Raw genomic sequence first — 17,811 nt, 5'->3', positions numbered from 1 at the left:
TTGGGATCGAACCCGACCGTTGCCAGGGGATCTTGACCGCCGCCGGCAGGCGTACCCGGACCGGCCTCCGTGGCGTTCCCCGCCGGCCGCCCGGCCGACTGGTTCCGCCCGGCTGTCCACAAAACGGACCATAGGCTAGCAACGTGGACAAAGAATCGCACGGCACAGCTCGCGACTGGGCGCCGCGCAGCATCGGACTGCTCCTCGGCACCCTCGTGCTGGCCACGGCGTTCATCGCGGCCTACGTCGGCGCGTTGCACCAGCCCACACCCCGCGACCTGCCGATCGGCGTCGTCTCCGGCGACCAACGCGCCCAGGCGACGCTCGACGCCGTGCGCGGCCAGACGACCATCCTCAAAGCCGTCGGGTACGACGACCCGGCCGCCGCCGAGCACGGACTGCTCAGCCGCGCGGTGTACGCCGTCCTCAGCACCGGATCCGACAACGGCCTCCTCCTGACCGTGGCGAGCGCCTCCGGCCCCTCTGCCACCAGCGCCATCAAAGAGGTCCTCGGCACCGCCACCGGCCGCACCGGCACCCCGTTGCAGATCGTCGACAAGGTGCCGGTCACCCCGGCCGATCCGCGCGGAGTGGTGCCCTTCTACCTGAACGTCGGGTACGTGCTCGGCGGCTACCTCGCCTCGACGGTGCTCGGGATATCCGCCGGCACCACCCCCCGTACGGCGCGACGGGCCGGACTGCGCATCGCCGCCCTGGCGGTCTACAGCGTGCTGCTCGGCATCGCCGGCGCGGTGGTGGTCGGACCCGTCCTGGACATCTGGCACCACGACGTACCGACGATCGCCGCCATCGGCGCGCTGGCCGTCTTCGCCGCCGCCATGTTCGCCAGCGCCATCCAGGGCTGGCTCGGTGTCGCGGGCACCGCGCTGGTCATCCTGCTGCTGGTGGTGCTCGGCAACCCGGGCTCCGGCGGCATCTACGCGCCCGAGTTCCTGCCCGGGGTGCTGCGCGGCATGCACCGCTGGAACATCCCCGGGCTCGCCAACGACCTGACCAAGGCCGCTGTGTACTTCGACTGGCGGTCGGCCGGCTGGCCGGCTGCGGCCCTCGGGATCTGGACCGTGCTCGGAGGGCTCGGGCTGATCAGCGCGAGCCTGGTCCGGGGTCGCCGGGCCGCACCCTCCAGCCCCGAGGCGACACACCCCGGCCCGTCGCCGGACCGCGACGGTGGTTGAGATCACCCCGGAAAACACCCTCCCAGAGGCAGTGGATCACCAGGGGGCCCTCCAGACATCCCCTGCGCGCGGATACCATCCAGTAAGTCGGACAGCGCTGTCCTTCGTATCCACGCAAGGGAGCGCATCGTGACCGACCAGCACGACCATGACGGCCCCGACGCCGCACTGCGCGCCGACATTCGCCGACTCGGCACCCTGCTCGGCCAGACCCTGGCCCGCCAGGAGGGTCGCCCGCTGCTCGACCTCGTCGAGGAGATCCGCGCCCAGGTCCGCTCCGACGCCCCGGCGGCCGCCCAGCGCCTCGGCGGGCTCGACGTGACCACCGGCACCAAGCTGGCCCGCGCCTTCTCCACCTACTTCCACCTGGCCAACATCACCGAGCAGGTGCACCGGGCGCGGGATCTGCGCCGCCGCCGCGCGGTGCAGGGCGGCTGGCTGGACCAGGCCGCCAAGATGATCGCCGAGCGCGGGGTGCCGGCCGAGGAGATCGCCAACGCCGCTCGCCGACTGGCGGTGCGACCGGTCTTCACCGCGCACCCGACCGAGGCGGCCCGTCGCTCGATCCTGTCCAAGCTGCGCGCGATCGCCGACGAGTTGGACAACGAGACCGCAAACGCGATCCTCTACGGCGCCAGCGACGAGGGCCCGGCCAACCGCCGGCTGGCCGAGTTGCTGGACCTGATGTGGCAGACCGACGAGCTGCGGCTCGACCGGCCGGACCCTACCGACGAGGCCCGCAACGCGATCTACTACCTGCGTGACCTGTACGCCGAGGCCGCGCCGCAGGTGCTCGACGACCTGGCCGACACGTTGCGCACGCTCGGCGTGGAAACCTCACCGACGGCCCGGCCGCTGAGCTTCGGCACCTGGATCGGCGGCGACCGCGACGGCAACCCGTTCGTCACCCCGGCGGTCACCCGCGAGGTGCTGACCATCCAGCACGAGCACGGCATCGCCGCCACCGAGAAGGCGATGGACCACCTGATCAACGAGGTCTCGGTGTCCCGCCGACTGCGCGGGGTGTCCCTGGACCTCTCCGCCAGCCTCGCCGCCGACCTGGACGCGCTGCCCGAGGTCGCGCAGCGCTTCCGCCGGGTCAACGCGGAGGAGCCGTACCGGCTCAAGGCGCGCTGCGTGAAGGCGAAGCTCGCCAACACCCGGCTGCGGTTGCGCCAGGGCACCGCGCACGTACCCGGCCGGGACTACCGGGGCTCCGCCGAGCTGATCGCCGACCTGGACCTGCTGCGCGCCTCACTGGCCCGCAACTCCGGGCAGCTCACCGCTGTCGGCCGGCTGGCCTCCACCATCCGTACGGTTTCCGCGTTCGGCCTGCACCTGGCCACCATGGACGTCCGGGAGCACGCCGAGGCGCACCACGCGGTGCTCGCGCAGCTCTACGAGGCGGTCGGCGAGGTCTCCGACTACCCGGCGCTGACCCGGCTGGAACGCACCAAGCTGCTCGCCGACGAGCTGACCGGCCGCCGCCCGCTGTCGACGGTGGACACGTCGCTGTCCGAGCCGGCCCGCAAGACGTTCGACGTGTTCAGCACCATCCGGGAGGCACAGGACCGGTTCGGCTCCGAGGTGATCGAGTCGTACATCATCTCGATGACCCTGGGTGTCGACGACGTGCTGGCCGCCGTGGTGCTGGCCCGCGAGGCCGGCCTTGTGGACGTGCACAGCGGGCGGGCCCGCGTCGGGTTCGTGCCGCTCCTGGAGACACCCGCCGAGCTGAACTCCGGCGGCGAACTCCTCGACGAGCTGCTGTCGCTGCCCGCGTACCGGGCGCTGGTGACGGCCCGGGGTGACGTGCAGGAGGTCATGCTCGGCTACTCCGACTCGAACAAGGAAGCCGGGATCACCACCAGCCAGTGGTCGATCCACCGGGCACAGCGCGCGCTGCGCGACGTGGCCGCCCGGCACGGTGTGCACCTGCGGCTCTTTCACGGCCGGGGCGGCACGGTCGGGCGCGGCGGCGGCCCGACGCACGAGGCGATCCTGGCGCAGCCGTACGGCACCATGGACGGCGCGATCAAGGTGACCGAGCAGGGTGAGGTGATCTCCGACAAGTACACCCTGCCCTCGCTGGCCCGGGAGAACCTGGAGCTCACCCTCGCCGCGGTGCTCCAGGCGACTCTGCTGCACACCGCACCCCGGCAGCCGGCCGAGATGTTGGAGCGCTGGGACGCGACGATGGACGTGGTCTCCGAGTCGGCGTTCCGGTCCTACCGGTCGCTCGTCGAGGACCCGGACCTGCCCGCGTACTTCTGGGCGTCCACCCCCACCGAGCTGCTCGGCGCGCTGAACATCGGCTCCCGGCCGGCGAAGCGGCCGAACACCGGCGCCGGGCTGTCCGGGCTGCGGGCCATCCCGTGGGTGTTCGGCTGGACGCAGACCCGGCAGATCGTGCCGGGCTGGTTCGGCGTCGGCTCCGGGCTGGCCGCCGCCCGTGAGGCGGGGCTGGCGGACGTGCTGGCCGAGATGCACCGCAACTGGCACTTCTTCCGCACGTTCCTGTCGAACGTCGAGATGATGCTGACCAAGACCGATCTGAGCATCGCCCGCCGGTACGTCGAGACGCTGGTGCCGAAGAAGCTGCACCCGATCTTCGAGCAGATCGAGCAGGAGTACGAGCTGACCAAGCGGGAGGTGCTGGCGGTGACCGCCTCACCGGCCCTGCTGGAGAACTCGCCGGTGCTCCAGCGCACCCTGGCCGTCCGCGACACCTACCTGGAGCCGCTGCACCATCTCCAGGTGGCGCTGCTGCGGCAGTACCGGGAGTCGGGGGCCGCCGGACGGGCGATCGCCACCGCCCCGGGCGGCCGGCGCGCACCGAGCGACGGCACCGCCCTGGAACGCGCGCTGCTCACCACCGTGAACGGCATCGCCGCCGGGATGCGCAACACCGGCTGATCGACAGGTACGGAAGCGGGCCCCGGTCGCTGTGACCGGGGCCCGTTACGTGGTAGGTCGGAACGACTGTCAGAAGTCGCCGCCGCCGAAGTCCCCGCCCCCGAAGTCGCCTCCGCCGAAGCCGCCACCGCCGAAGTCCCCACCGCCGAAGTCCCCACCGGCGTAGTCGCCGCCGCCGACGTCCCCACCCTGGTCGCCGCCGCCGAAGTCGCCGCCCTGGTCACCGCCGTCGCCGCCCTGGTCGGCACCGTCACCGAAGCCCTCCTGGTAGCCGGCGTCGTAGCCGTACCCCGGGTCGGCGAAGGCGGGCGAGAAGAGCGCGTCGGCGATCAGGATGCCGCCGAGCACACCGGCGCCGGCACCCAGCGCCGTCTTCCACCAGGGCGTCGAATACCAGCCGGCGGGCACCGGTCGACCCTGATACCGCCCACCGGGGTAGTAGTAGGGCGTTTCCCGACCGGGTTGCGGCCCGGCCCGGAAGGTCTGCCCCTGCACATCGACCTCACGCTCCTTGGTGAGCTGCCCCGCGCCGCGGGCGGCGGCCAGTGTCGGCACCTCGGGACCCGGATCGATTCCCAAGGCCGTGCGCGCCGCCCGGATGTACGCCAAACCTTCCAGCGCGGTCTCCCGGGCCAGCCCGAACTGGTGCGGCGTGGACGCCTGCTCCAGCTGGGAGCCCGCCGCGTTGTACCGCTCACCGGCGTCGGCCAGCGCCTGGCGTACCGCTGGCTCCTCGCCGTGCAGGTTCATCAACTGACCGCCGAGGCGCTCGTACCACCGCTGCGCCTCAGCGCGGGCGTCGCCGAGCTCGGTGCGCCGACGGGCGCCGGCCTGAGCGCGGATGAGCGCGGCGGCGCCCAGCGCGCCGACCAGCACAACGGCGAGGCAGAGCACAAGTTCCATGCCATCGAACGTACCCCCGGCTCGCACGTCGTATCCGTCTGGCAAGCTCCGGTGATGGACGTCTCCACCCTGCTCCTGGTGATCGTGTGCCTCGGCGCCGGCGGGGCGGTGGGTTGGCTCGCGGCCCGGTCCCGGTCGGCGGCCGACATCGCTCGCCTGGATGCCACCCTGGCCGCCACCCGGGAGGGTGAGGGTCGGCTGGAGCAGTCCATGCGGGCGTTGAGCTACGAGGCCACCGCGCAGTCCCAGGAGGCGGTGGCCCGGGCGGTCGCGCCGCTGCACGACACCCTGCGCCGCTATGAGCAGCGGGTGGCCGAGTTGGAGCACGACCGCGTCGACGCGTACGCCGAGCTGCGTGAGCAGGTCCGCTCGATGAACGCGGTCTCCGGTGAGCTGCGCACCGAGACCAAGCAGTTGGTGGCGGCGCTGCGTGCACCGCAGGTGCGGGGCCGCTGGGGCGAGCACCAGCTGCGCCGGATCGTCGAGGCTGCCGGCATGCTGGAGCACTGCGACTTCTCCGAGCAGGTCACCGCCGCCACCGACCAGCAGGTCGTCCGACCGGATCTGGTGGTCCGTCTGCACGGTGGTCGCTCGGTGGTGGTGGACGCCAAGGCCCCGTTCGACGCGTACCTGACAGCCATGGAGGCCCGCGACGAGCGTGGCCGGGACACCCACCTCGACGCGCACGCGCGGCACCTGCGCGGGCACGTCGACGCCCTGGCCGCCAAGTCGTACTGGTCGGCGTTCGACAACTCACCCGAGTTCGTGGTGCTTTTCGTTCCCGCCGACCCGTTCCTCGACGTCGCGCTCCAGCGAGACCCGACGCTGCTGGAGCACGCCTTCACCCGCAACGTGGTGCTCGCCACGCCGGCCACTCTGGTCGCCCTGCTCCGCACTGTCGCCTACTCCTGGCGGCAGGAGGCACTGGCCCGCAACGCGCTCGCCGTGCACACACTGGCCCGCGAGCTGTACGGCCGGCTCTCCACACTGGGCGACCACGTGGGCAAGCTCGGGTCCTCGCTGGCCGGTGCGGTGACCGCCTACAACCGGGCGGTCGGCTCGCTGGAGGCCCGGGTGTTGGTCAGCGCGCGCAAGCTCGCCGAGTTGGGCGTCTCGGACGACGAGTTGGCCACGCCGGCACAGGTCGAGTTGACGCCCCGGCAGCCGCAGGCACCCGAGCTGGCCGATCCGGCCGACGAGGTCTCGGCCCGCTAGCCATCTATGTGACAGTGCGTATGCCCGCATGTCACGAAGTGGTCACAAGGAACTGACCACTAGTGACAGTGCTCGCCGACACCCCGAAAGATTCTGCTCACCCGAGCGCCCTTCTCTGAAGGGCCCTGTTCTCTGGAGGTAAAGAGAACGTGAGCAGACTCCGAAACCTGAGCCGGCGCACCTCAGCCGCGCTCTTCGCGTCGGTCCTGGCGGCGAGCGCCATGACGACGATGGGTGGTGCCGCCACCGCGGCCGCCGCTCCCGCCACCACACCGGACGCTTCCCCGGCCACCGCCGCCGAGACGCTGGGCGCCCACGACGCCAAACTGCTCAGCGAGGCCCGCGCCAAGAAGGCACCGACGGTCACGTTGATCGTCGCCACCGAGAAGGGCGAGGCGGGGGACGTCGCCGACAGCCTCACCAAGCTCGGCGGCACCGTCAGCCAGCGGCAGGACCGGGTCGGCTTCGTGCTGGCCAAGGTCCCGACCGACCGGGTTCTCAAGGCGGCACGCCTGCCCGGCGTCTCGGCCGTCGACCTGGACGAGGTCATCCAACTGCCGGACCCGTCCCCGGAACGCACCCCCGCCGGCACCGCCGGCGCGCGGCAGGCCGCCGTCGCGGCGCCGGGCGAGACCACCCCGGCCGACAACCCCTACATGCCGACGAACGAGATCGGCGCTGTGGCGTTCACAGCGGCCCACCCCGCGTGGGACGGCCGGGGCATCACGATCGGCATCATGGACTCCGGTGTGGACCTGGCCCACCCGGCGTTGCAGCAGACCACCACCGGCGAGCGCAAGATCGTCGACTGGGTCACCGCGACCGACCCGCTGGAGGACGGCTCGTGGCGGCGGATGCAGGCCGAGGTGGCCGGCCCGTCGTTCACCATCGCCGGTGGCACCTGGACGGCGCCGGCCGGCGCGTACCGGTTCAACCTGTTCAGCGAGTCGGTCACCACCGCGAGCGACGCCCGGGGTGACGTCAACCGCGACGGCGACACGACCGACACCTGGGGTGTGCTCTTCGACCCGGCCACCAACAACATCCGGGTGGACGCCAACCAGAACCTCAACTTCACCGACGACCCGGTCATGCGGCCGTACAAGGAGAAGTACGACATCGGCTACTTCGGCACCGACAACCCGGCCACGCCGGTCGCCGAGCGGCAGCCCTTCGTCGTCGAGTTCCGCAAGAACGTGAACACCACGCCGATCGGGCTGCCGGGCACCTACGACTACGTCAACATCGGCATCGTCGAGAGCACCCACGGCACCCACGTCGCCGGCATCACCGCCGCCAACGACATGCTCGGCAACGGGGCCTTCGACGGTGCCGCGCCCGGCGCGAAGCTGGTCTCCGCCCGCGCCTGCTCCTGGGGCGGCGGCTGCACCGCTGCGGCCCTCACCACCGGCATGATCGACCTGGTGGCCAACCGTGGCGTCGACATCGTCAACATGTCGATCGGTGGCCTGCCGGGCCTGAACGATGGCAACAACGCGCGGACGAACCTCTACAACGAACTGATCGAGACGTACGGCGTGCAGTTGGTCATCTCGGCCGGCAACTCCGGCCCGGGTCTCAACACCGTCGGCGACCCGTCCGTCGCCAGCAACGTGATCAGCGTTGCCGCCAACATCAGCAAGGACACCTGGCTGTCCAACTACGGCTCGGTCGTCAAGAAGAAGAACGCCCTGTTCAACTTCTCCTCCCGTGGCCCGCGCGAGGACGGCGGCTTCAAGCCGAACATCGCCGCCCCCGGCTCGGCCATCTCCACCGCGCCGACCTGGCAGCTCGGCGCCCCGGTCCCCGAGGCCGGATACGCGCTGCCCCCGGGCTACGCGATGCTGAACGGCACCTCGATGGCGTCTCCGCAGACCGCCGGTGCCGGCGCGTTGCTGCTGTCGGCTGCCAAGGCCACCGACCGGGGCGTCAGCCCGGCCGCGTTGCGTCGGGCGCTGTTCAGCTCCGCCAAGCCGATCGCGGACGTGCCGACGTACGCGCAGGGCTACGGCATGGTCAACGTTCCGGGCGCCTGGCAGCTGCTGCGCCAGGGCGTCGAAACCCGCTCGTACGTCTCCGACGCGCCGGTCTGCAGCCCCCTCGCGGAGCAGCTGACCATCTGGAACGGTGTGAAGTTCGTGCCGAACCCGGGTCGGGGCACCGGCGTCTACAACCGCTGCACCTCGGCTGAGGGCGGCCACAAGGTCGGCCAGAGCAAGACCTACCCGGTCAAGCTGACCCGCACCAGCGGCCCGGCCGGCACCATCAAGCACGACATCACGCTCCAGGGCAACGACGGCACCTTCAAGGCGCCGAAGACCGTCGCGCTGCCGCTCAACAAGGCCGTCACCATCAGCGTCACCGCCAAGCCGGCCACCGAGGGCGCGCACGGCACTATCGTGCGGATCGACGATCCGGCCACCAACGTGGTCGACTTCGAGGTGTCCGCGGTGGTGGTGGCCTCGAACGACGTGAAGAAGCCCAACTTCTCGTACGCCAACGAGGGCTCGGTCGACCGGAACGGCTTCACGTCGTACTTCGTCACCGTGCCGGAGGGCGCCAAGGCCCTCCAGGTGAACCTCTCCGGGATCGCCACCGGTTCGCAGACCCGGTTCATCGCGATCAACCCGTTGGGTGTGCCGGTGGAGGCCACCACCAGCACCGTCTGCTACACCAACTTCTCCGACGTCAACGTCTGCAAGCCGCAGGAGCGTGACTACCAGAACCCGCTTCCCGGGGTCTGGGAGATCGAGGTGGAGTCGCGGCGGACGTCCCCGGCGCTGAACAACCCGTTCAAGCTCCAGGCGCGGGTGCAGGGTCTGACTGTCGAGCCGGCGCTGGTCGAGCTGCCCAGTGTCGAGGCCGGCGAGCCGACCCCGGTGAGCTGGAACGTCACCAACGCCTTCGGCCCGGTCTCGGTCAGCGGCCGCAGTGGCGCGCTGACCGGTGTGCGTACCGAGCGTCCGACCATCACCGAGGGCGGCCCCAACCAGGAGTGGACCGTCGAGATCCCGGCGGGGACGTCGACGTTCACCGCCCGGATCGGCAACCCCGCCAACGCGGGCGCCGACCTGGACCTGTTCGTCTACCGGGGCACCACCGAGGTCGGTCGGGCCGCGGACGGCGACTCGGAGGAGGCGGTCACGCTGACCAACCCGCCCGCCGGCACCTACCGCGTCGTGGTGGAGCCGTACGGGGTCGACGGGCCGGGGACCAGCACCGCCTACGACTACTACGACGCGTTCGCGTCCGCGTCGCTGGGCACGATCACCGCTCCGGCCGTCGCGGTGCCGCTGATGCACGGCGAGTCGGCCACCATCACCGGCACGGTGACCGCTGTGGCAGTTCCGGCCGACGGGCGTCAGCTCTCCGGTGAACTGGCGATCGTCACCACCGAGGGCGCGATCGTGGGTCGCGGCAACGTGATCATCGGTGCTGTGAACTGATCCGCTCGTAACACCGGCGGGAGCCCGCCCCCACGTTCGGGGGCGGGCTCCCGCGTGTCAGGCGTGAGTGGTCAGGACCGGTGGGCTGCGGTGACGACGAACGGGGTGCCCTGCTGGCAGGTTGTCATCATGCCGGGCTCCACCCGACCGGTGACCTCGACGCGCGCGCCCGCCGTCAGCACGTCACGCGGGCCGCCGAGCAGCAGGTAACCGTCGAGCAGTACGCAACCGGGCTCCACACCGCCCTGGAGGGTGCCGCTCAGGGTGGTGGCCCCGACGCCCGGCGGCGTGCTCGGGCCGCCCGGCTTCGGAGTCTTCACCCCGGACGGCGCGGAGGGGGTGACGGTCGTCGGCGAGGCGGTCGGGTCGGGCGTGGGCTGGCTGGTCACCGGCTGCGCTCCCGTCGGTGTCGGGGTGGGTGTGCCGCCCCCGACACCCTGGCCGCCGCAGGCGCTCAGCGCCACGCAGACGGCCAGCGCGGGAACGGCGAGCCGAAAAGTCCTCATGCCGAATCTGACGTACGCCGGCCCGAGTTCGTTCCCGCGCCTCAGCCGCGCGCCGCGGCGGCCTTCATGTCCCGCCTCAGCTCCTGCGGAAGCGAGAACGTGAGCCGCTCGTTGGCGGTGGTGATCTCCTCGACGTCGGCGAAGCCGCGGGCGGCGAGGTGGACCAGCACCTCCTGGACCAGGTCGTCCGGGACGCTCGCGCCCGAGGTCAGGCCGACCGTGGTGGCCCCTTCCAGCCAGGCGTCGTCGATCTCGTGCGCGAAGTCGACCAGGTGACCGGCGCGGGCGCCGGCGTCCAGAGCGACCTCGACCAGGCGGACCGAGTTGGAGGAGTTCGTCGAACCGACCACGATCACCACGTCACAGTCGGCGGCGATCTCCTTGACCACGTGCTGCCGGTTGGAGGTGGCGTAGCAGATGTCGTCGCTGGGCGGGGACTGCAACAGCGGCAGCCGCTGCTTGAGCCGGGCCACCGTCTCCAGCGTCTCGTCGACCGAGAGCGTGGTCTGGGAGAGCCAGACCACCTTCTCCGGATCACGTACGGTGATCTTGTCGGCGCCGTCCGGGCCGTCCACCAGCTGGATGTGCGCGGGAGCCTCACCGGCGGTGCCGATGACCTCTTCGTGCCCCTCGTGACCGATGAGCAGGATGTCGTAGTCCTCGGCCGCGAAGCGCCGCGCCTCGTGGTGCACCTTGGTGACCAGCGGGCAGGTCGCGTCGATCGCCTTCAACGAACGCGCCTTGGCCTGCTCGTAGACCTCCGGCGCCACACCGTGCGCGGAAAAGATGACGGTGGCGCCCTCCGGCACCTCCTCGTTCTCTTCCACGAAGATCGCGCCCTGAGCCTCCAGGGTCTGCACCACGTGCTTGTTGTGCACGATCTGCTTGCGCACGTAGATCGGGGCGCCGTAGAGCTTCAGCGCCTCCTCCACTGTCTGCACCGCGCGGTCGACACCCGCGCAGTAGCCGCGGGGCTTGGCCAGGAGCACGCGCTTGCCGGTCCGGTGAGTCGCCTGAGCCTCAGTCACCACCCCATCGTACGTGCCACCCCTCCACCCGCCACCGGGCCGCAACCCACCCCTTACTGCGTTGATCATGAAGTTATTGCTCCGACACGCCGCCACAGAGGGCAATAACTTCATGATCGACGGGCCAGGTGGGGGAGGTCCGTAGGGTGGGCGGGTGAGCGAGGGTGGGCGGGTGGGAAGCGGCGGGGGCGGCGGCGGGGCTAGTAGCGCTGAGGAGCCTTGGCCGGTACGGGTGGTCAGCCAGAAGGTGGGAGCCTGGATCGCCAAGCTGGGCTGGGTGTGGGTGGACGGGCAGGTGGCGCAGATCAGCCGCCGCCCCGGAGCCAGCACCGTCTTCCTCACCCTGCGTGACCCGTCGGCTGACCTGAGCCTGACCGTCACCACCAACCGGGACGTCCTGGACGCCGGTGCGCCGGAGCTCCGCGAGGGCGCCCGTGTGGTGCTGCACGCCAAGCCGGAGTTCTACGCCGCCCGGGGCACGCTGAGCCTGCGGGCCGACGAGATCCGCCAGGTGGGGCTCGGGGAGCTGCTGGCCCGACTGGAGAAGCTCAAGAAGCTGCTCGCCGCCGAAGGGCTCTTCGACCGCGCCCGCAAGCGTCGGCTGCCGTTCCTGCCCGGCCGGATCGGGCTCATCACCGGTCGCGCGTCGGCGGCGGAGCGGGACGTGCTGACGAATGCCCGTCGGCGCTGGCCGGCGGTGGAGTTCCGGACTGTCAACGTGGCGGTGCAGGGCCCGTCCGCGGTCCCACAGATCGTCGACGCGCTCAAGGTGCTGGACGCCGACCCGAGCATCGAGGTGATCATCATCGCCCGGGGTGGCGGCGGCATCGAGGACCTGCTGCCCTTCTCCGACGAGGCCCTCTGCCGGGCGGTGTTCGGCTGTCGTACCCCGGTGGTCAGCGCGATCGGCCACGAGACGGACGCCCCACTGATCGACTACGTCGCCGACGTCCGCGCCTCCACCCCGACCGACGCGGCGAAGCGTGTGGTCCCGGACCTCACCGAGGAGGTACGCCTCATCGGGCAGGCCCGGCACCGTCTCGAACGGGCGGTGCGCAACCTGGTCGACCGGGAGACGCACCGGCTCGACGGGCTGCGTTCCCGGCCGGTGCTGGCCCGGCCCCAGGTGATGGTGGAGCATCGGGCGACCGAGCTGACCGCGTTGCGTCAGCGCGCCGGTCGCTGCCTGGAGCATCGGCTCGCCGCCGCCGAGGACGACCTGCGGCACACCCTCGCGCGGCTGCGCGCCCTCTCCCCCGCCGCCACCCTCGACCGGGGGTACGCGATCGTGCAGCGCGCGGACGGCCATGTGGTCCGCGCGGCCGCCGAGGTCGGCAAGGGCGACCCGCTGCGGGTACGACTGTCCGACGGCGAGCTGGCCGCCACTGTCGATGGCTGAGTGGCGACGCGGCGCGGTGGGGAGTGGTGTGCTGAGATGGACGCGATGACTGACGACACGAAGGCCGGGCCGGACCAACGGCTCAGTTACGAGCAGGCCCGCGCCGAGCTGGCCTCGGTGGTGGAGCGGCTGGAGGCCGGCGGCACGTCCCTGGAGGAGGCGCTGGCGCTCTGGGAGCGCGGCGAGGCGCTGGCGGTGATCTGTCAACGCTGGCTGGATGGTGCGCGGGCGCGGATCGACGCCGCCCGGCAGGAGCCCGCTTCCTGACCGACCGCCGGTGGGGCGGCCGGAGCCGCCCCACCCGGGTACGTCAGTTGAACAGGCTGTACAGCTCGGCCGGCGCCTCGACGACCTGGTCCGCCGGCGGCTTTTGCGCTGCGGTGGCGGCACCGTAGTCGGAGTAGGTCATCTTGATCTCCTGGGCCGCGGTCTGGCCGGCGGCCGGCAACTGCAGCACCAGCTCGCTGAGCCGGCCCTGCGGGTCCACCTTCGCGGTGAACGGGACGGTCTTCGCCTGGGTGCCCAGCGCGGCGATCGTGGCGGCGTTCAGCGAGCCCGCCTCGGCGGCCTTGGTGACGTCGATGGTGCCGGCGTACGCGCCGGTGCCGGTGCTGCGGACCTCGGTGATGCCCTGGGTGAGCACCGCGCTACCGGCCGGGTCGACCTTCTCGAAGTCGAAGCCGAGGTTGCGGTTGCCCTTGATCCGGTTCTGGTCGAGGTGCTGGTACTTGCCGAGGTTGAGCTGCTTGATGGCGGGCAGGCTGTCGGCGGTGGGGCCGGTCAGCTCCAGCTTGACCCAGCTGTCCGGCTTGTAGTGGACCACGTCGAGCTTCATCGCCAGGTCGGACGAGGGGCCACCGATCGCGATCTTCATCGCCGCGCTCTGGCTCGGCTGGTGCACCAGCCCTTCCGCCGTCGAGCCGGCACCGGCCAGGCTGAACCGGAAGTTCCCGTTGCTGATCTCCTTGGTGGAGTCGAGCAGTGCCTGCTTGGCGTCGCCCGCCACCGGGGCTCCGGACGGGCCCGCCGTACCGGACGGGCTCGCCGTGCCGGACGCGCTCACCGTCGGGGACGGCGTCGATCCAGTGCCGGTTCCGCTGGCGCAGGCGGCCAGTGCGGGCGTGATCAGAGCGGCGGCTACCAGGCCGGCGCCGAGTCGTCGAACAGTCATACGTGTCTCCCAAGGGGGTCACCCGACGACCTGGACGGCGCCGGAAACTCCGGCGACGCAGCAGCACCGTCGGCTGCGTCGCGCGATCCGGGCCGAGCAGCGCGCCCGGATCACAGCTTCCTTGTTCCCTGTCGACGCGTCGGACAATCACCCTTCGGACCGGTTGCCCAGATTTGGTGCCAGCGGAGCCAGCGACCACCAGGTCCGGTCAGCGCAGCGAGCCGGCCAGTTCGCGGAGTTCGTTGTCCCGGGCGTCGCCCACGACGATCACCGTGCGGGTCGGTTCCAGCAGGACCAGCGCCTGCTGGTTGCCCCGGGCCGTGTAGAGCTGCCAGGTGCGCCCGGCCAGCTCGGTGGGGCCCTGCGGCTGGCTCTGACTGGTCAGCTCGGCGGGGAGCAGACGGTCCGCCGGGACGCTGCTCTGCAACAGTTGGACGCCCCGCCCCTCCGGAGTGAGGTAGCCGAGTCGCAGGTTCGCACCGCCCTCGACGGTCTGGTAGCGGGCGCTGACCGTCGTCCAGTCGGAGCCGAGCCCCTGCGGCTGGGTCACCGGAAAGACGTTCGCCGAGCGGGCCTGCTCGATGGCGGGCGCCGGATCAACTGTGGTGGCCTGGTCACCACCGAGGAATCCCCGGTAGAACGCCAGCAGCAGCGCGATCGGGACGAGCAGCACCAGCAGTGAGATCGCCATGTCCTTCGGCGACCGCTCGGACTTGCCGGACGCCGCCGGCCTCGGTGGGGTCGGATCGGTCGCGGCGGGCTCACCACCGTGCCCGGCGGGGACGTCGGCCGGCGGCTGACCGTCGGGCGGCGTGCTGTCGGCGGGTACGCGGTCGGCTGGCTGTGCGGGTTCCACCCCGCTATCTTCGCAGCCGCCCGACCGGCGGTATCCGGGCCATCACCGCCCCGCGCCGACGCCCGGTCGGCCATCGTGTGAGGATCAGCGACAAAGCCGGCAGTGGGGGCCTCCCCGCCGCCGGTCGTCCCCGCACCGTCGCGAGGAGGAGTAGCCGTCATGACGAACACCAGGACGCGGATCCCACAGGATCTCGACCGAAACCTTGCCCTCGACCTGGTCCGGGTCACCGAGGCCGCGGCGATGGCCGCCGGCCGGTGGGTCGGTCGGGGCGACAAGGAGGGCGGCGACGGGGCCGCCGTCGACGCGATGCGCAAGCTGATCAACTCGATCCAGATGCGCGGTGTGGTGGTGATCGGCGAGGGCGAGAAGGACAACGCCCCGATGCTCTTCAACGGCGAACAGGTCGGCGACGGCACGGGCCCGGAGGTGGACGTCGCCGTCGACCCGGTGGACGGCACCACCCTGATGAGCAAGGGCATGCCGAACGCGGTGGCGGTGCTCGCCGTGTCCGAGCGGGGTGCGATGTTCGACCCCAGCGCCGTGTTCTACATGGAGAAGCTCGCCGTCGGGCCGGCGTACGCCGACGTGATCGACATCAACGCCGGCGTGGCGGAGAACCTGCGCCGGATCGCCAAGGTCAAGGGCACCGACATCTCCGAGGTGACAGTCTGCGTGCTGGACCGGAGCCGCCACGACGACCTGGTCGCGCAGATCCGCCGGACCGGGGCGGGGATCCGGTTCATCTCCGACGGCGACATCGCGGGCTCCATCGCCGCCGCCCGTGGCGAGTCGGACGTGGACGTGCTGATGGGCATCGGCGGCACGCCGGAGGGCATCATCTCCGCGTGCGCGCTGAAGTGCATGGGCGGTGCGATGCAGGCCAAGCTCTGGCCGCGCGACGAGCAGGAGCGGGAGAAGGCGATCGCCGCCGGGCACGACCTGGACCGGGTGCTGGGCACCGATGATCTGGTCACCGGCGACAACTGCTTCTTCGTGGCGACCGGCGTCACCTCCGGCGACCTGCTGCGCGGGGTGCGTTACCGGGCCGGCGGCGCATACACCCAGTCGATAGTGATGCGCTCGAAGAGCGGCACCATCCGGGTGATCGACTCGTACCACCGGCTGGAGAAGCTGGCGCTCTACTCGGCGGTCGACTTCGATGGTCGTCCGCTGGCCGAGCAGGAGTGACAACCGCCGACACGGCGACCCCGCAGACCCTGTCGGCCGCCCGCCGGATCACCGGCGTCGCGCTGGCGTCGGCCTCCGGGGTCGCTGTGGCGGTGCAGTCGCGCATCAACGGCGAGCTGGGGGTACGCCTCGACGACGGTTTCGCCGCCGCTGTCGTCTCGTTCGGCATCGGCCTGCTGGTGCTGCTGGTGCTGGTGCCCGCCACCCCCGGTGGTCGGCGAGGGTTGGTCGCGACGCGGAAGGCCCTGCGCACGGGCACGCTACGGCCGTGGCAGTGCCTCGGTGGGATGTGCGGGGCGTTCCTGGTGGCCACCCAGGGGCTCACCATCGGCACGTTGGGCGTGGCGGTCTTCACAGTGGCGGTGGTCGCCGGGCAGACCGGCAGCAGCCTCGCCGTTGACCGGGCCGGGATCGGGCCGACCGGCCGGCAGCCGGTGACCCGGCAGCGGCTGGCCGGCGCGGTGCTCACAGTGCTGGCGGTCGGTCTGGCGGTCGGCGACCGACTCGGCGACCCGGGCGCGCTGGCGCTGGCCCTGCTGCCGCTGCTCGCCGGGGTGGGCATCGCCTGGCAGCAGGCCGTCAACGGCCGGGTCCGGGCGGCGGCCGACAGCGCGTTGACCGCCACGCTCGTCAACTTCGCCGTCGGCACTGTCACACTGCTCGTCGCGTTCGCGATCGACATCGCCGTACGCGGCTGGCCCGGCGGTCACCTGCCGACCGAGCCGTGGTTCTACCTGGGCGGCCCGATCGGCATCGTGTTCATCGCGATCGCCGCCGCGATCGTGCGCTTCACAGGTGTGCTGCTGCTCGGCCTGGCCACCATCGCCGGACAGATCGTGGGCGCCGTCCTGCTGGACCTCGTCCTCCCCACGGCGGCCTCACACCCCGGTGTGAACACCCTGCTCGGGGCGGCGCTGACCATGGTGGCGGTGCTGATCGCCGCGCTCGCCCCGCCGGCCCGCCGCTGAGGTATCAGCGGGCCGGCGACGGGAAGGGCGCGGGTTCAGCGACGCAGGGCCTCGACGGTCTCCGTCAGCGCGCTTTCCAGCGGGGTGGGCTCGATACCCAGGGCCGCCGTGGCAGCGACCGACTCCATCAGGAATGGGCGATCGAACTGGTACGCGGTCTCCCGCAGTTCGCGGGTGAGGGGGCTGGCCAGGCCGCCCAGCCACAGCACCGGGTAGGGCATCCGGATCAGCCTCGGCACGGGCACGCCGGCCAATGCCGCCACACGGGTGGCCAGCTCACGCATCGACGCTGCCGGCGCGCTCGGCACATGCCAGGCCCGACCCCAGGCCCGCGGGTCGGTGGCGGCGGCGACGAGGGTACGGGCGACGTCCGGGATGTACGTCCAGGTGTGCGGCGCGTCCCAGTCGACGGGTAGGAAGACCCGCTGCCCGGCGAGCACCCGGGGCAGCACCATCATCGCCAGCGAGGTGCCGCCGACACCGAAGTAGTCCGAGCCGCGTACTTCGGTGACCCGAGCCCGACCGGCGCGGTGGGCGGCGAGCGCGTCGGCCCACATCCGGTTGCGTACCCGACCCTTGGTGCCGGTGGCCGCCAGTGGGGTCTGCTCGGTCATCGGGCCGCCGACGGGTCCGTACCCGTAGAGGTTGCCGACCGTGGCGAGCACCGCGCCGGTCCGCTCGGCGGCGGCGAGCAGGGCACCGGCCAGCGGCGGCCAGTCGACGGGCCAGCGGTGGTAGGCCGGGCTCGCACAGTTGTACAACGCCTGCGCGCCGTCGGTCAGCACGCTGAGCCGGTCGGCGGCGTCGGCGGCGATCCGTTCGATGGACGGGTGTTCCGGCCCGGCGCCCCGGCGGCTGATCACCCGAACCCGCTCACCTCGGTCGGCGAGAAGGTGGGCGGTCGCGGTGCCGACCGGGCCGGCGCCGACGATCACGTGCAGTGCCATGGGGAGCTCCCTGGAAGCGGTGATATGAGTCGAGAGCATTGCTCTCGTTTGCTCACCCAGCATGACCCG

At 71.6% G+C, this 17,811-nt stretch carries 14 protein-coding genes; 8 read left to right on the top strand and 6 right to left on the bottom strand.

Going from position 1 to position 17,811, the window contains the following annotated elements; genetic code table 11:
• The first annotated feature begins 143 nt into the window (after positions 1-143).
• Together NIE79_RS18395 and ppc are read left to right on the top strand one after the other, a co-directional pair.
• Positions 144-1,196 carry a hypothetical protein gene (locus tag NIE79_RS18395; RefSeq protein ID WP_238679735.1) on the top strand — a complete coding sequence of 351 codons (1,053 nt, stop codon included), beginning with the start codon at positions 144-146 and terminating at the stop codon, positions 1,194-1,196.
• A 129-nt stretch (positions 1,197-1,325) separates the two neighbouring features.
• Positions 1,326-4,112 carry a phosphoenolpyruvate carboxylase gene (gene ppc / locus NIE79_RS18390; protein ID WP_238679734.1) on the top strand — a complete coding sequence of 929 codons (2,787 nt, stop codon included), beginning with the start codon at positions 1,326-1,328 and terminating at the stop codon, positions 4,110-4,112.
• Positions 4,113-4,181: 69 nt separating this feature from the next.
• Here the strand turns inward: ppc and NIE79_RS18385 are convergent, their stop codons facing one another.
• Positions 4,182-5,015 (bottom strand): hypothetical protein, encoded by an 834-nt coding sequence (locus NIE79_RS18385; protein ID WP_238679733.1) that lies wholly within the window; start codon positions 5,013-5,015, stop codon positions 4,182-4,184.
• A 54-nt stretch (positions 5,016-5,069) separates the two neighbouring features.
• Between NIE79_RS18385 and NIE79_RS18380 the strand changes: the two genes are divergently transcribed.
• Both NIE79_RS18380 and NIE79_RS18375 read left to right on the top strand, forming a co-directional pair.
• Positions 5,070-6,230, top strand: coding sequence for a DNA recombination protein RmuC (locus tag NIE79_RS18380; RefSeq protein ID WP_112698465.1), 1,161 nt, complete (start codon positions 5,070-5,072; stop codon positions 6,228-6,230).
• A 149-nt stretch (positions 6,231-6,379) separates the two neighbouring features.
• Positions 6,380-9,676, top strand: coding sequence for a S8 family serine peptidase (locus NIE79_RS18375; protein ID WP_238679732.1), 3,297 nt, complete (start codon positions 6,380-6,382; stop codon positions 9,674-9,676).
• A gap of 71 nt (positions 9,677-9,747) precedes the next feature.
• On the opposite strand, the gene NIE79_RS18370 is transcribed toward NIE79_RS18375, so the two are convergent.
• Both NIE79_RS18370 and NIE79_RS18365 read right to left on the bottom strand, forming a co-directional pair.
• Positions 9,748-10,182 carry a hypothetical protein gene (locus NIE79_RS18370; RefSeq protein WP_238679731.1) on the bottom strand — a complete coding sequence of 145 codons (435 nt, stop codon included), beginning with the start codon at positions 10,180-10,182 and terminating at the stop codon, positions 9,748-9,750.
• Between the two features lie 41 nt (positions 10,183-10,223).
• Positions 10,224-11,210 carry a 4-hydroxy-3-methylbut-2-enyl diphosphate reductase gene (locus tag NIE79_RS18365; protein WP_238679730.1) on the bottom strand — a complete coding sequence of 329 codons (987 nt, stop codon included), beginning with the start codon at positions 11,208-11,210 and terminating at the stop codon, positions 10,224-10,226.
• Positions 11,211-11,364: 154 nt separating this feature from the next.
• Here NIE79_RS18365 and xseA point away from each other — a divergent pair, with 154 nt between their 5' ends.
• Both xseA and NIE79_RS18355 read left to right on the top strand, forming a co-directional pair.
• Complete coding sequence (gene xseA, locus NIE79_RS18360; protein ID WP_238679729.1) at positions 11,365-12,609, top strand: exodeoxyribonuclease VII large subunit; 1,245 nt, start codon at positions 11,365-11,367, stop codon at positions 12,607-12,609.
• A gap of 45 nt (positions 12,610-12,654) precedes the next feature.
• Positions 12,655-12,876 (top strand): exodeoxyribonuclease VII small subunit, encoded by a 222-nt coding sequence (locus NIE79_RS18355; RefSeq protein WP_238679728.1) that lies wholly within the window; start codon positions 12,655-12,657, stop codon positions 12,874-12,876.
• Between the two features lie 43 nt (positions 12,877-12,919).
• Here the strand turns inward: NIE79_RS18355 and NIE79_RS18350 are convergent, their stop codons facing one another.
• Positions 12,920-13,780: a hypothetical protein gene (locus NIE79_RS18350; protein ID WP_238679727.1), complete on the bottom strand. Its 861-nt coding sequence runs from the start codon at positions 13,778-13,780 to the stop codon at positions 12,920-12,922.
• A 208-nt stretch (positions 13,781-13,988) separates the two neighbouring features.
• A complete protein-coding gene (locus tag NIE79_RS18345) occupies positions 13,989-14,636 on the bottom strand; it encodes a DUF4245 domain-containing protein (protein WP_238679726.1) in 648 nt (215 codons plus the stop codon).
• Between the two features lie 159 nt (positions 14,637-14,795).
• On the opposite strand from NIE79_RS18345, the gene glpX reads away from it, so the two are divergent.
• Positions 14,796-15,827 carry a class II fructose-bisphosphatase gene (glpX, locus tag NIE79_RS18340; RefSeq protein WP_238679725.1) on the top strand — a complete coding sequence of 344 codons (1,032 nt, stop codon included), beginning with the start codon at positions 14,796-14,798 and terminating at the stop codon, positions 15,825-15,827.
• Positions 15,824-16,795 (top strand): DMT family transporter, encoded by a 972-nt coding sequence (locus NIE79_RS18335; protein WP_238679724.1) that lies wholly within the window; start codon positions 15,824-15,826, stop codon positions 16,793-16,795. The genes glpX and NIE79_RS18335 overlap by 4 nt, the downstream gene beginning before the upstream one ends.
• 35 nt (positions 16,796-16,830) lie before the next feature.
• On the opposite strand, the gene NIE79_RS18330 is transcribed toward NIE79_RS18335, so the two are convergent.
• On the bottom strand, positions 16,831-17,742 hold the full coding sequence (locus NIE79_RS18330; protein WP_238679723.1) for an NAD-dependent epimerase/dehydratase family protein: 912 nt from the start codon (positions 17,740-17,742) through the stop codon (positions 16,831-16,833).
• Between the last annotated feature and the right edge of the window lie 69 nt (positions 17,743-17,811).

The organism is Micromonospora trifolii (assembly GCF_022229005.1).
GTDB lineage: Bacteria > Actinomycetota > Actinomycetes > Mycobacteriales > Micromonosporaceae > Micromonospora > Micromonospora trifolii.
Note: the sequence above shows the minus strand (reverse complement) of the source record. Positions and strands in the feature narration are given on the sequence as shown.